At 69.3% G+C, this 14,094-nt stretch carries 11 protein-coding genes; 3 read left to right on the forward strand and 8 right to left on the reverse strand.

The annotated features are described in order from the left end of the window. The first annotated feature begins 106 nt into the window (after nucleotides 1–106). Nucleotides 107–1,267, forward strand: a complete 1,161-nt coding sequence (locus ACIGXP_RS32985) for a hypothetical protein (protein WP_363214295.1) — start codon at nucleotides 107–109, stop codon at nucleotides 1,265–1,267. Between the two features lie 114 nt (nucleotides 1,268–1,381). Here ACIGXP_RS32985 and ACIGXP_RS32990 read toward each other — a convergent pair whose 3' ends face one another. After that, nucleotides 1,382–1,780, reverse strand: coding sequence for a VOC family protein (locus ACIGXP_RS32990; RefSeq protein WP_399774648.1), 399 nt, complete (start codon nucleotides 1,778–1,780; stop codon nucleotides 1,382–1,384). Between the two features lie 72 nt (nucleotides 1,781–1,852). Between ACIGXP_RS32990 and ACIGXP_RS32995 the strand changes: the two genes are divergently transcribed. After that, nucleotides 1,853–2,806, forward strand: a complete 954-nt coding sequence (locus ACIGXP_RS32995) for a helix-turn-helix transcriptional regulator (protein ID WP_399774650.1) — start codon at nucleotides 1,853–1,855, stop codon at nucleotides 2,804–2,806. An 82-nt stretch (nucleotides 2,807–2,888) separates the two neighbouring features. Here the strand turns inward: ACIGXP_RS32995 and ACIGXP_RS33000 are convergent, their stop codons facing one another. The 5 genes from ACIGXP_RS33000 to argS all read right to left on the reverse strand — a co-directional run bounded on the left by ACIGXP_RS33000 (nucleotide 2,889) and on the right by argS (nucleotide 9,779). Beyond that, on the reverse strand, nucleotides 2,889–3,461 hold the full coding sequence (locus ACIGXP_RS33000; RefSeq protein WP_399774652.1) for an SUKH-4 family immunity protein: 573 nt from the start codon (nucleotides 3,459–3,461) through the stop codon (nucleotides 2,889–2,891). Nucleotides 3,462–3,491: 30 nt separating this feature from the next. Continuing rightward, a complete protein-coding gene (locus tag ACIGXP_RS33005) occupies nucleotides 3,492–5,273 on the reverse strand; it encodes a nucleic acid/nucleotide deaminase domain-containing protein (protein ID WP_399774654.1) in 1,782 nt (593 codons plus the stop codon). Nucleotides 5,274–5,403: 130 nt separating this feature from the next. After that, nucleotides 5,404–7,080: a WD40 repeat domain-containing protein gene (locus ACIGXP_RS33010; protein WP_399774656.1), complete on the reverse strand. Its 1,677-nt coding sequence runs from the start codon at nucleotides 7,078–7,080 to the stop codon at nucleotides 5,404–5,406. Continuing rightward, nucleotides 7,077–7,952 carry a nucleic acid/nucleotide deaminase domain-containing protein gene (locus ACIGXP_RS33015; RefSeq protein ID WP_399774658.1) on the reverse strand — a complete coding sequence of 292 codons (876 nt, stop codon included), beginning with the start codon at nucleotides 7,950–7,952 and terminating at the stop codon, nucleotides 7,077–7,079. The genes ACIGXP_RS33010 and ACIGXP_RS33015 overlap by 4 nt, the downstream gene beginning before the upstream one ends. Before the next feature lie 60 nt (nucleotides 7,953–8,012). Further along, nucleotides 8,013–9,779, reverse strand: a complete 1,767-nt coding sequence (gene argS / locus ACIGXP_RS33020) for an arginine--tRNA ligase (RefSeq protein WP_399774660.1) — start codon at nucleotides 9,777–9,779, stop codon at nucleotides 8,013–8,015. A gap of 149 nt (nucleotides 9,780–9,928) precedes the next feature. On the opposite strand from argS, the gene lysS reads away from it, so the two are divergent. Further along, nucleotides 9,929–11,668, forward strand: a complete 1,740-nt coding sequence (gene lysS, locus ACIGXP_RS33025) for a lysine--tRNA ligase (RefSeq protein WP_399774662.1) — start codon at nucleotides 9,929–9,931, stop codon at nucleotides 11,666–11,668. Nucleotides 11,669–11,734: 66 nt separating this feature from the next. Here the strand turns inward: lysS and ACIGXP_RS33030 are convergent, their stop codons facing one another. Both ACIGXP_RS33030 and ACIGXP_RS33035 read right to left on the reverse strand, forming a co-directional pair. Beyond that, complete coding sequence (locus ACIGXP_RS33030; RefSeq protein WP_399774885.1) at nucleotides 11,735–12,976, reverse strand: DUF2637 domain-containing protein; 1,242 nt, start codon at nucleotides 12,974–12,976, stop codon at nucleotides 11,735–11,737. A gap of 119 nt (nucleotides 12,977–13,095) precedes the next feature. After that, nucleotides 13,096–13,998 (reverse strand): DUF3558 family protein, encoded by a 903-nt coding sequence (locus ACIGXP_RS33035; RefSeq protein ID WP_363214289.1) that lies wholly within the window; start codon nucleotides 13,996–13,998, stop codon nucleotides 13,096–13,098. Nucleotides 13,999–14,094 lie beyond the last annotated feature (96 nt).

The raw sequence follows: 14,094 nt of genomic DNA on the forward strand, positions 1-14,094 counted from the left end.
GCCTTACCGATGAACCGGCGTTCGTCGAAGCCGCTCTTACCAGGTGGTGCTGTGATGGGGACGGGTGACGGGCGGACGGCGAGGGCGGCGAGGGGAAGGACGGAACGTGCGGATCGGGCGTTACCCGGTGCGATGGCACATCGTGCTGCTCACCTTGTGGACGGCCGTCTGGTTCGTGGTGGCCGAGCGCCACGCCGCCATTTCGTGGCACTACCTGACAACCGGCCAGCAACTCCTGTTCGGCCTGCAGTCGGGCGGCGGCCTCGCCCTCTACGCCAACCATCCCGACCTGCAGATCGGCCCCGTCAGCTTTGTGGTGGCCGGCCTTTTCGCACCGTTCCCCGCCGACGTCGGCGAAAAACTGGCCGACGCGTTCATGTCCGGCCTCGGCCTGTACATGCTGGTTCTGATCGGCCGTGCCGCCGCCGACCACAACCGGGGCACCGGCCTCAACCACAGACGCCTCCAGCAGCGCGTCCTGATCGCCGGCGCCGCCTTCATCCCGATGTGGGTCGAGGTCTCGGTCCGCTTCGCCCACCTCGACGACGTCCTGGCCCTGTTCTTCACCACCCTCGCCGTCCGCGCACTGGTCCGCGGCAACGCCACGGCGATGGGCGTGTTCCTGGCGCTGGCGGTCGACTCCAAACCCTGGGCGGTCGGCTTCCTGCCCCTGCTCCTGGCCCTGCCCCGCCCGCACCGCCTCCGCTCGGCGGCCTGGGCCGTCGCCCTGGTGGCGGTGGCCTGGCTCCCCTTCTACCTGACCCACCTGGACACCCTGCACGCGGCCCGCTTCACCATCCCCAACCAGCCGGCGTCCTCACTGCGCTGGTTCGGCGTGAACGACCCCGTGACCCCGTGGTGGGACCGCCCCACCCAGATGGCCCTGGGCATGGCGCTGGGCGCACTCGCGGTGCGCCGGAACCGCTGGCCGGCGGTCGTGTTCCTGGCCGCCGACGCACGCATCCTGCTCGACCCCAGCGTGTACACGTACTACAACGCCTCGGTCCTCCTCGGCACCCTCATCTGGGACTCGATAGGCCAACGCCGCCTGGTCCCGTGGGTGAGCTGGATCGCGCTGATCTCCCTCTACGGCAGCGCCCTGCTGATCCCGTCGGACGACGCCCAGGGGTTCATCCGCCTCGCCTTCGGGATCGGCTCGGCGGCGTACGTACTGTTCTGGCCCCAGCGGGCGCCACGCGGTGGACGGGGCGGACGGGGCCGGCGCTCGGGCGGGGAGCCGGTCCAGGGCGCCCTCGTCAACAACTGACCGAGGCCGGCCTCCCTCTCCGCCCTTGCCTGCCTCGGCGGCGTGCGCAAGTGGCCGCGGGGCCACGGCAGCGATGGCCACTCCCTCGGTGCGGCGACGAGGGGCCCTGAATCCCTAGACCAGGGTCGTGATGCAGAGCGGGTGCCCGGCGGGGTCCAGCAGTACCCGCCAGCGCTCCCCGCCGGGCTGGAACTCGGGCTTGCTCGCGCCCAGTTCGAGCAGACGCTTCTCGGCGACGTCGAGGTCGTCGACGCCCAACTCGATGTGCGCCTGCTTCTCCTGCGCCGGGTCCGGCCAGGTGGGCGGGCGGTAGTCGGCGAGACGGTTGAAGCCGAGGCCGGTCGCGCCTTCCTTGCCGAGCAGGACGAAGTCGTCGGTGGAGAAGAGGACGGACATGCCGAGCGACTCACCGTAGAAACGCGCCAGTTCGGCGGGGTCGGCGCAGTCGAAGGTGACGGCGGCATAGCGGAACGCGGGTGCGGAAGCGGACGTGGAAGCGGTCTCCGTGGTCATGGGAGAGACACTAGGACATGACCAGGACAGTTCCGGTCCTGGTCATGCGGGAGACATGCCAGACTTCCGGCCGTGCTCAGTTCATCCGCCCGCCTGCTCCGGCTGCTCTCCCTGCTGTCCTCCCGCCCGTCCTGGACCTGCGCCGAGCTGGCCGAGCGCATGGAGGTCACCGATCGCACGGTGCGCCGGGACGTGGCAAGGCTCCGGGACCTCGGCTACTCGGTCGACTCCGAGGCCGGCCCCTGGGGCGGTTACCGTCTGCGCGCCGGATCCCGGGTGCCGCCGCTGATCCTCGACGACGAGGAAGCGCTGGCCGTGGCGGTCGGCCTGCGCGAGGCCGCCCTGAGCGACGCGCTGGGCAGTGACCAGGCGGCCCTCTCCGCGCTGCTGAAGCTGCGCCAGGTGCTGCCCCGGCGCATCGCGGACCGCCTCGGCGACCTGGACGACGCCTTCGTACGGCTTCCCGGAGCCGACGGCCCTCAGATCAGGCCGGGGCTGCTGCTGGAGCTGGCGGTCGCCTGCCGCCAAGGCGAACGTGCCCGGCTGTCGTACACCGACGGGGAGGGGCGGGTCACGGTCCGGGAGGTGGACCCCTACCGCCTCGTCCACACGGGCCGCCGCTGGTACTTCGTCGCGCGGGACGTGACCCGGGGCCAGTGGCGTACCTTCCGCGCCGACCGGGTCGGCCGCCTCCAGCCCACCGGCCACCCGGCCGACCTCACCGACCCGCCGGACCCGGCGCGCCTGGTCTCCCGCAACATCGCGAACGGCCCCTACCCCCTGTCCGCGACCGTCCGCCTCCCCGTCCCCATCAGCGAGGCGCTACGGCTGATCCCGCCCACGGTCGGCACCCATCGCCCCGACGGCGAGGACGCCACCCTGGTCGACATCGGCGGCCCCGACCCGGACGGCCTCGCCCGCTACCTCCTCGGCCTGGGAACACCGCTGCGGGTCCTCACCCCGGACCCCGTACGCCAGGCCCTGACACGCCGCGCCCTGGAGCTGGCCGAGGAGAACGCGGGATGAACGCGCCCGCGAGGGCAGGCGGTTGGCAGATGGCTCAAGCGCCCGTGTTCGTCTGCTGAACCACGCCCGTCGACTTCGGCGTTCAGGACCACATGCCGGCTGCCATGTCGTCCAGTACGGCCAGCCAGATGCTGCCGCTGCTGAACGGCAGCGGATCGCGCTCCTCCACCGAAGCGCGGATGCCTTCCAACGCTTCCCCGAGCCGTTCGAAGTCGCTGTCTTCGTCGTCTTCGTCGTCACTCCAGGCGAATTCCTTCAGGAGGCGATGCAACGCGAAGGTGAGATAGGCGAGAGAGGAGATGTCCGAGTGAAGATCCTGAACCGGGCCACCATTCTCAGGGAAGCCGTGGACCTTGCCGGTCTGCGGATCGAGAGCCAAATGCGTCAGGGGGATCCAGCCGAACACCACCCAAGCCTCACACCCGGATGGCGCCTCGTACCCGTCGAGATCGATTTTCTCGTCCACGAGGGGGAACCGCCCCGAGTCCATTCGCGCCTGCGGCTGGAACACTCCCGTCGGAATTCCGACCGATAGTAGGATCTCTGCCGCTGGTGAGCTGTGCGGCGTATTCCCCAGCGAGCCGGGAGGTGCCACGAAGATGGCGTCCTCGCCGAGGGACGACACCATTTCTTCTCGGGAAAGTTCGAAGAGCATGGAGGTCGGCTGCTTTCTCGCTATGCGACGTCAGGGGAGAAATTTATTCTCGGACTGCCCCAGGTTGATCAGTGTACTGGTCGCCCCTCCGCCCACTCCATGCTCCTTCCACTGCTGGTGCAGCCACTTGACGTATGCCCTGTGTTCCCGGTCCTGTTTGTACTTGCTCAGCTCCGTACCGTCCGGACGGGACTCGTCCTGGTCGTATTTGGCGCTATGAGTTACCTCTAGATTGGGATCGAAGTGATGTGCCAGCCATTGGTCGCAATACATATTTCCTTCCTGGCACGGCTCGCGTTCGGTGTAGAGTGATCTGACGTTATGCTTCTCCTCGCTCTTAAGGATCGGATATCCGAGCATTCTCTCCGAGTGTACGGGGTCGCTGGTTCCGACCAGGATGAACCGGCGGCCCTCCTTGTCGTCGAAGAGGACTGAAGCGTAGTTCGCTCCACCTCTTTTATAGAGGTCTGGACGTTCATGGGCATTGTAATAACGGGCGAGCTGCGTGGCGCGAGCCAGTTCGGTCGATCCTGGAGGAATCTTTTTTGATGTGACCCGGGGAGCATTTTCCCCGCCGTCCGCGACCCCGTACCCCTTCTTGTCGGTCGAGCGCCACGGATGCCACGCTTCACCACCGTTCAGTACGGAATGGATGCCGGAGGAATCGTGCGGGTCCAAGTGGCGGGTTGTCCCGTCTGGCATGAGCCGCTGCACCTTGCCGTCGGCGTCCAGCAGGTACATCGGTGTGTCACCGTGTCCGCCGTCGTGGTGACCGGCCTTGATCCGCTTGACCCGGTCGCCGATCTCCAGGTCATTGTGTTTGTGCAGCCGTGAGACCTCCCGCGCGCGGTTCGGGACTGTCTCGGTGAGGTGCTTTCCGATCTTGGCCAGGGCTTTCTCGCAGCCATGTATGCCGCCGTGGATCACCGAGTCGAAGGCCTGGGTGAAGGGGTCCTTGCCCCTCGTGCGGCCGAACAGGCCCTTGGCCCGGCCGAGTGGGGCGGCGCTGTTCGTATGGAGTTCGCCGCCGTGGAAGGAGAGTTTGCCGGCGCCGCTCTCGAACTCCTCGTGGTCGATGTGGAGGTCGCCTCCCGCGCCAGAGCCGCCGGATGCGGAGGCCAGTTCCATGCCACCGCTTCCACCTCCCGCGGAGGCCAGCTTCATGCCGCCGTGTCCATGGCCGTGCCCGTGCTCGCCGCCGCCGCCTCCGCCCGCGCCGGTCGGGGCCGGCGGCAGGGTGAAGGCGTCCTCCGCCAGGTTAAGGACCGCGTCCTCGATCATCGCCTCCAGCTTGGCGTTGACCGGCTCGGTGACCTTCGCGAGCAGCTCGTTCACGATCTGGTCGGCGGCCTCGTCGATGATTCGTTTCACCAGCTGGCGCATGGCCGTGATCTCGGCCGCGCCGAGCACGGCGGACAGGCCTCCGGTGATGAAGGCCGCGCCGATCGAAAGGCCTACCGAGCCTGCCATGACGGCGAGTTCGGCCTCCGCCTTCGTCTTCATGCCGAAGACGATGTCCGCGACGACGTCCAAGGCATCGGCGAAGAGGCGGGCCAGCTCCGGGATCTTGTCGAGGTGGCCGGCCTTGACCTGGTTCCAGTGGGTCTGCATCGAGTGGACGGCCCAGCCGTGCGAGGAGGCCAGGATCTGCTCGACCGTCTTGTGCGCGTCCGCGCCGTGTCCCTCGAACTTGTCGGCGAACTCCCGCATGGCCGTGGCCATGTGGCGGTAGTCGTCCTCGTCGACGTTCGGAAAGTGGATGCCGATGTAGTCGAGGACCTGGTCCAGCCATCCCGGAATCGTGTAGCCCATCCCCGTGACGCCCCCTCGCCATTCCGATCATCGTATGAGAGGTAAAACCCTAACGATGAACGGGTGTTGCAGGGCAAGGGGGCCTGCCGTCTCTATGGCATGGTTGTGACAACACCCCAAGGGCCGGTTCTCAGAGCGGACGCAGATGCACCAGCCTCTCGTCCGTCCCGATCAGGAGTGTCCCGGCACGGGTCACCGCCAGCGCGTGCACCGGAGCTCCGGGCCGGTACGTGCGGACCGTGCCCTCCTCGTCCAGGGTGTGGTGTTCGACCAGACCGTCCGCCCAGCCGATGGCCAGCACCGGCGGTCCGGCGTCGGTGGGCGTCGCCGCCAGGGCCGTAACCGGGCGGGGCCGCGAGCGGACGGGGGAGGCAAGCGGGTCCGCTCCGGGGCTCCACACCCGTACCGTGCCGTCGTAACCGCCGCTGTAGACCAGGGGAATGCCCGGTCCGCCCTCGGGTGTCGTCAGGTGCAGGGCTGCTACGGCGGCGACTCCGCCCTCGTGCAGCCTGGCAGCGAAGGGCCCCGGCTCTGCGTCGGGTTCGAAGAAGGCGTGCACCCTGCCTGTGGCGTCCCCCGCCGCGAGCAGACCCTCGCTGAACGCCAATGCCACAGCACCGTCCTCCAGTTGGACCTGCGCCGCCTCCGCCAGCCGCTCCAGCGGTGCCGGCCCGTCCTCCAGCAGTGCCGCAAGGCCCGTCGCTCTCGGTGCCGAGGGGCTGTGCCGGGTGTGCAGTCGGCCCTGCCCATCCAGGATCAGTACGTCACCCTCGGACGCTGCGGCCACAGCGCGCACCCCCTGTACCGGCTCCGGCAGCCGACCGGACGGAGCCGCGTCCGACTCGCCGAGCAGGCGCACCGTGCTCTGGTGATCGGCCACCACCAGCTTCCCGGCGAGCTGTCCGCGCCCCGACGACAGCGCGCGTGCCGGTCCCGGCCAGGGAGGGCGGACATCGCCGCGCACCCTGCGCCAGACCACCTGCCATGCGGCGCCCCCGGTCAGCGCGGCGAGCGCTCCCGGCAGCCTCGGGTCGGCATCGTCGCCCAGCGCCGACAGGAGGACGACGGCACGGTCCGCCGGGCTCTGCTCGCGGGTCAGGGATGCTCCCGCCCGCAGCCATGCCGCGCGCAGGCCTCCGTGGGGATCCGAGGAGCGCTCGTAGGCGACGGACACCTGCCAGGGGTCCGCGGCGCAGACCGCCGCCGGGTCGTCCAAGTCGACTGCGGCGGCAAGGGTTTCGGGTACCGGCTCATGTCGGTCGGCGGGCCGGGTCGCCGCCCACGCCGCATACCGCCCCGGATCCGTCCACTGCGGCTGATCGAGGTCCATCACGGCCGAGGGAACCGCGGTGAGCGTTCCGGCGCTGTCGCTGCGGACCTCCACCAGCAGCCGTACGTGCGGCAACTCCATTAGTGCCAGGGCTAGTTCGGTCACCGCCTCGACGTCCGCCGTCGCGTGCAGGTCCGGCAGTGCGATCACCGTACGGCGCTCGTCGGCGGCCAGTGCGGTGACCAGCTCGCCCGGGGTGCGGGCCGCCACGTGCAGCTGCTCGGCGAGGGTCCAGGCGGCGGTGAGGGCGGTCTGGCCGGCCAGGGGGACGAAACCGTGGATCCGGCGTTCCGGCTGCGTCCCCTCTCGCGTCCCATGCCCGATCAGCCAGGCCAGCAGGGTCGACTTGCCGCAACCCGCGCTACCGGTGACGACACACAGGCGGGGGGCCTGCGGATCGGCCAGCCAGGACAGCATTGCGGCCGCGGCCGGTTCGCGGCCCGCGGCCGGGCGGGACCACTTCGGTGCCTCGGTCACTGGCGGCCCGCCTGCTTCGCCGCGTAGGTGATCAACTCCTTGAGTCCCTCTTCCCGCGAGTCCGCCGTGTCGCCGTAGTCGAAGCTGTGCGTGAACTCCGCGTGGGGAAAGGTCGCCTGGAGCCACACCGCGCAGTAGTGGCCCGGCATCATGCACGGCTCCAGCTCGCAGTAGACGCGCCGCACCTGCTCCGGGGCCACCCCTTGCGCGTGCAGGCGCTGCCAGACCAGTTCCTCGGGATGCGGGCGCCCCGGGCCCGTCGCATCCGTGACGATCTGCTTGGCGCCCGTCACGTCCACGTACTCGAAGGCGGAGGAGAACGGGAAGTTGAGCGTGTGCCGTACGTCGTCCAGGACCCTCGGCCACCAGCTCTCGCGGTCCTCGAACGCGGCGGCGTCGATCTGCCGCAGTTCGGCGTTGAGTTCGCGGAACGCGGCCGCCGCCACCGGGAGGCTGGTGGATGCGGCGATCACCGGGAGGCGGCGGTCCAGGGCGGCCAGCGAGGCGTTGAACGCCGGGACGCCGGAGCTGACGAACATGTCGTCCTCGTCCAGGCCCAGGAACACCGCCTGTACCGCGCCGTCCGGACGTACGCACAGGTGGGCCAGCGGGTCCGTGCCGAGCCGCAGCCAGTTCTCCCGGCCCGCCGGTGCGGGCAGGCCGTGGTGGCCGGCGGTCATCCCCAGGGTCGGTCCGTCGGTGTCGCCCGCCGCCGTGAAGTACGGCTGGACATGCACGGGCACCCCGGTGTCCGCCAGCATCTCGCGGATCGCGTCGGGCAGCTGGACACCGAAGGAGGCGGGCACCGTGAACCGGCGCATGCCGTCCGCGCCGAAGTGGGCCGTGGACGGGTCGGGGACTCGCTCGGACATCGGGCTCCCTCAGAGTCTGTGGAGATAGGAGACGGCTCCACAGACTCTAAAGGGTGTGCGTCAGAGCTTCTCCGGTGTCCGGATGCCCAGCAGGGCCATGCCCTGGTGCAGGGTGCGGGCCGTGATGTCGCAGAGGAACAGGCGGTTCTCCACCTGCGTCGGCGTCTCGGCCTTCAGGACCGGGCACTTGTCGTAGAAGGACGTGTAGAGGGACGCCAGCTGGTAGAGGTACGCGGCCAGCTTGTGCGGGGCGTACTCCGCCGCCGCCTCCGCCACCGTCTGCGCGAACGCGTCGACGTGCAGGCCCAGGGCGCGTTCGGCGTCGGCCAGTGCCAGCTCCGGGTGGGCGGCCGGTCGGGTCTCGCCGGCCTTGCGGAGGATGGACTGGATACGGGCGTAGGCGTACTGCAGGTAGACGGACGTGTCGCCGTTCAGGGAGACCATCTGGTCCAGGTCGAACTTGTAGTCCCGGTTCGCCGACGTCGACAGGTCCGCGTACTTCACCGCGCCGATGCCCACCTGGGCACCCCGCTCGGCGATCTCCTCCTCGGACAGGTCCTGGGCCTTCTCGCGCACGACGGCCGAGGCGCGGTCGATCGCCTCGTCGAGGAGGTCGACCAGACGGACCGTCTCGCCCTCACGGGTCTTGAACGGCTTGCCGTCCTTGCCGAGGACCGTGCCGAACGCCAGCTGCACCGCCGTGACGTCCTCGCCCAGCCAGCCGGCCCTCCGCGCCGTCTCGAAGACCATCCGGAAGTGCAGGGCCTGACGGGCGTCCACCACGTACAGGAGCGTGTTCGCCTTGAGGTTGAAGACACGGTCGCGGATCGCGGAGAGGTCGGTGGCGGCATAGCCGTAGCCGCCGTCGGACTTCTGGACGATCAGCGGGACCGGGTTGCCGTCCGGGCCCTTGATGTCCTCGAAGAAGACGCAGAGGGCGCCCTCGCTGCGGACCGCCACTCCCGACTCCTCCAGGAGGCGGCAGGTCTCGGCCAGCATGTCGTTGTAACCCGACTCGCCGACGATGTCGGGGTCCCGGATCTCCATGTCCAGCTTCTCGAAGACGGAGAAGAAGTAGATCTTCGACTCGTCGACGAACTTCTGCCACATGGCGAGCGTGTCCGGGTCGCCGGCCTGCAGGTCGACCACCCGGCGGCGGGCGCGCGTCTTGAACTCCTCGTCGGAGTCGAATTTCTTCCGCGCGGCCTTGTAGAGGCGGTCGAGGTTCGACATCGCCTCCTCACCCGTCACCCGGGCGTCCTTGTGGTCCAGCTCGTGCGGGTGCTCGTCCAGGTACTGGATGAGCATGCCGAACTGGGTGCCCCAGTCGCCGATGTGGTGGCGGCGGACCACGTTCTCACCGGTGAACTCGAGAAGCTGGACGACGGAGTCGCCGATCACCGCCGAGCGGAGGTGGCCGACGTGCATCTCCTTCGCCACGTTCGGCTGGGCGTAGTCGATCACCGTCGTACCGGGGTGCTCGACGTACGGCACGCCCAGGCGGCCCGTCTCGTCCGCGTACCGCGCGGCGAGGTTCCCGGTGATCGCCCTGTCCGAGACCGTGATGTTGAGGAAGCCGGGCCCCGAGACCTCGACGTCCTGGATCAGCTCGTCGCCGGTGACCACCTGGGAGACGACCTGCGTCGCCAGCTCCCGAGGGTTCGCCTTCGCCTTCTTGGCCAGCGCCAGGATCCCGTTGGCCTGGAAGTCGGCCCGGTCGCTTCGTCGCAGCAGCGGGTCCGCGCCGGCGGCCTCGGGCAGGGTGGCCGAGAGGGCGGACGTCAGGTGCTGCTGGACGGAATCGCTGAGGGACGTGACCGAGGCCATAGGAATGGGTGCCGTTCTCCTCGTGGGGATGGACAGTCCCAGCCAGTATCCCACGGCGGGTAAAGCCGTTTTCGCGGGCGCGAGCCGGTCTGTGAGAATGGAGTGTCACCCCGATCAGACGGAGTGCCACCCCGTTCAGAAAGAAGGACGTGCCGATCGTGGCTCAGAGCACCGAGACCACCGACTGGGTCTCCCGTTTCGCGGATGAGGTCATCGAGGAATCGGAGCGCCGGGCCCCGGGCAAACCGGTCGTCGTCGCGTCCGGTCTCTCCCCCTCCGGCCCGATCCACCTGGGCAACCTCCGCGAGGTCATGACCCCGCACCTGGTCGCCGACGAGATCCGCCGCCGCGGGTACCAGGTCCGGCATCTGATCTCCTGGGACGACTACGACCGCTACCGCAAGGTCCCGGCCGGCGTCGCGGGCGTCGACGAGTCCTGGGCCGAGCACATCGGCAAGCCGCTGACCTCGGTGCCGGCGCCGAAGGGGTCGTCGTACCCGAACTGGGCCGAGCACTTCAAGGCCGCGATGATCGCCTCGCTCGCCGAGCTGGGTGTCGAGTTCGACGGGATCAGCCAGACCGCGCAGTACACCTCCGGCACCTACCGCGAGCAGATCCTGCACGCCATGAAGCACCGCGGGGACATCGACGCGATCCTCGCCCAGTACCGCACGAAGAAGGCCCCGAAGAAGCAGCAGCAGAAGGCCGTCGACGAGGCCGAGCTGGAGGCCGAGGAGGGCTCGGGCGCGGCGAGCGAGGACGACGGCTCCTCCGGCTCCGCCGGGTACTTCCCGTACAAGCCGTACTGCGGCAGCTGCGACAAGGACCTGACCACCGTCACCTCCTACGACGACGACAGCACCGAGCTGTCGTACACATGCACCGCGTGCGGCTTCGCCGAGACCGTCCGGCTCAGCGAGTTCAACCGCGGCAAGCTGGTCTGGAAGGTCGACTGGCCGATGCGCTGGGCGTACGAGGGCGTGATCTTCGAGCCGAGCGGTGTCGACCACTCCTCGCCCGGGTCGAGCTTCCAGGTCGGCGGTCAGATCGTCGGGATCTTCGGCGGCAAGCAGCCGATCGGGCCCATGTACGCCTTCGTGGGCATCTCCGGCATGGCGAAGATGTCCTCGTCGCGTGGTGGTGTCCCGACCCCGGCCGACGCGCTGAAGATCATGGAACCGCAGATCCTGCGCTGGCTCTACGCCCGCCGCAGGCCCAACCAGTCCTTCAAGATCGCCTTCGACCAGGAGATCCAGCGGCTGTACGACGAGTGGGACAAGCTCGCCGGGAAGGTGGCCGACGGCTCCGCGCTGCCGGCCGACGTCGCCGCGTACACCCGCGCGGTGGGTACGGCCGCCGGTGAGCTGCCGAAGACGCCGCGTCCACTGCCGTACCGCACGCTCGCGTCCGTCGCCGACATCACCGCCGGCCACGAGGACCAGGCCCTGCGCATCCTCTCCGAGCTGGACCCGGAGCAGCCGCTGGCCTCCCTGGACGAGGCCCGGCCGCGCTACGACAAGGCCGAGGCGTGGATCAACACGCACGTGCCCGCCGACCAGCGGACCATCGTGCGCGACGAGCCCGACGCCGAGCTGCTGAAGTCCCTCGACGAGGCGTCTCAGCAGTCGGTACGGCTGCTGCTCGACGGGCTCGCCGAGCACTGGTCGCTCGACGGCCTGACCCACCTCGTGTACGGCGTCCCGAAGGTGCAGGCCGGGTTCCCGGCCGACGCCACGCCCAAGGAGCTGCCGCCGGAGATCAAGACGGCCCAGCGGTCGTTCTTCGCGCTGCTGTACCACCTGCTGGTCGGGCGGGACACGGGACCGCGGCTGCCTACGCTGCTGCTGGCGGTGGGGCAGGACCGGGTCCGCAGGCTGCTCGGGGAGTAGGAGCCCGTAGGAGACCGCGTAAGCAAAAAGGGGCCCTCCGTGATGGAGGGCCCCTTTTTCATGCCGTTACGCGATGTGGTTCTCTTCCAGTTCCGCGTTGAAGCGGTTGGTGAAACGTTTGACCATGCGGTCGGCCTCCCGTGCGGGGAGCTTGAGGCTGTACGTCGCCTCCACGGCCTCGCTGAACTGGTGCGGGGTGGGGAAGCTGCCGTCGATCGACTGGCGGAAGACCTGGTAGTAGGCCTCCTCGTCCGGCTCCGGGGGGCCGCCGCCCTCACCCAGTTCGCGGGTGCGGTTGGGGCCCACCGGAATGGGGAAGCTGCCGGTCTCCTCCGGGGAGGGCTGCTGGAACTGCTCCGGGGGCTGCTCCTCGTACCACTCCCCGTACTGCTCCTCGGGGGCGTACTGGGGCTCCTGCATCATCGGGTCGTAGGTGGGGTCGTAGCCACCGTGGTACTCGATCTCGCGCTGGGCCTGGAACCAGGGGCTCTGCTCGTCCACAGGAGGTTCTTCGGGGCGCTGTTCGCCGGGAGGTGCGGCTGCGCCCACCCGTGCCGCCCTGGCGGCCCGACTGCCCGCAGCGGCGGCGGTGGCGTCGGCCGCCGCCAGCTGCGGCTGCTGCGACACGGGCGGCAGCAGGGCCGGCTCGATGCCCGCCGCCGCCAGGCCCGCCGGTGCCGTTTCCGCCAGGGGCACGCCGTAGCGGGCCAGGCGCAGCGGCATCAGGGACTCCACCGGAGCCTTGCGGCGCCAAGCCCTGCCGAAGCGGCTTCGCAGCCTGGCCTGGTAGACGAGACGTTCCTGCTCAAGCTTGATCACCTGGTCGTAGGAGCGCAGCTCCCACAGCTTCATCCGGCGCCAGAGGAGGAACGTGGGGACCGGGGAGAGAAGCCAGCGGGTGAGACGGACACCCTCCATGTGCTTGTCGGCCGTGATGTCGGCTATGCGGCCGATCGCGTGCCGGGCCGCCTCCACCGCGACCACGAACAGCACCGGGATCACCGCGTGCATGCCCACACCCAGCGGGTCGGGCCAGGCCGCGGCGCCGTTGAACGCGATCGTCGCCGCCGTCAGCAGCCACGCCGTCTGACGCAGCAGCGGGAAGGGGATGCGGATCCAGGTCAGCAGCAGGTCCAGGGACAGCAGGACACAGATACCCGCGTCGATGCCGACCGGGAAGACGTAGGAGAAGTTCCCGAAGCCCTTCTTGAGGGCCAGAGCCCGGACGGCTGCGTAGGAACCGGCGAAGCCGATGCCGGCGATGATCAAGGCGCCGGTCACGACCACGCCGATGAGAACGCGGTGCATCCGAGTCAGCTGCAGTGGCGCGGCCACTCGTACTCCCCTCCCCTTGCCTGTTGTTGCGCGCAACAGGGTGGCACACGTGTACGGGGAACGTCGTACCGGTCAGGACTTCGGGCCTCCGCTCAGTCCTTCTTGGCTGCCGACTTGGACGGAGAAGCGCTGGAAGAGACCGACTTGGACGGCGACTTCGAAGGGGACTTCGACGCCGACTGCGACGGGGAGGCCGGGGCCTTCGAGGCCGAACCGGCCGAGGAGCCGCCGTTCGCGGACGTCACCGACCCGACCGCCTCCTTGACCGCCGCCTGCGCGGCCTTCGTCAGATCGTCGGCGTCCGGGGTCTTCTCGCCCGCGAGACCGGCGCCGTTGTAGTCGAGCGTGACCACCACGTTCTCGACCCGCGCGACCACCGTCTGCTGCTTGAAGAGACCCTCCTTCTTCTTCAGGTCGTAGCGCACGGCCGTCGCCTCCGCACCCGTGCCGGACAGCGGGATCTCCTTGGTGTTCTTCGCGCCGTCCACCCCCTCGGCATCCTTGACCTGCTGGCCGAAGTACGTGTGGGCCTGAGCGTCACCGGCGCCGCGCGCGGTGTCCGAGTCGAAGCGGAGCAGGGAGACGTTCAGCCAGCGGAACTGCGAGCCCTTCACGCCGTTGTTGTCCAGGCTGCTCCAGGAGCAGGAGGCACGCGACGACGGATCGTCCGAACTGCCCTTCTTGCCCGACGAGGCACCCTTCGGCACCAGATCCGTGAGGGTCTTCTTCGACAGCACCGCGCACGCGTCGGGAAGCTTCTTGTACGCCGCCGCCCGCACGGTCGGCGAGGCGCTCACCGACGGCGTCGCGCTGCCGCCCGCGGACTGCTGCGCACTGCTGCCGGCGCCCTTGTCCTTGGAGTCGTCCGAGCCCGACGAACAGGCGGCGGTGATCAGTACCGCCGGAACGGCTGCCGCGCAGAGAAGAACACGGCGAAGGCGCTTGGCTCGCTGGTGACGCTGGGCACGGTCGTCTCGCTGGGCTACTCGCTGCATGGTTCCTTCACTCATGACGCTCGGTGGTCGTGCGGGTTGGTTCCTGCGGGGCCACGGTACGCGGTGAAGGAGCTGTGCGGTTTCCGTCCGGGCACT

Source organism: Streptomyces sp. NPDC053069 (assembly GCF_044546895.1).
Taxonomy (GTDB): Bacteria; Actinomycetota; Actinomycetes; order Streptomycetales; family Streptomycetaceae; genus Streptomyces.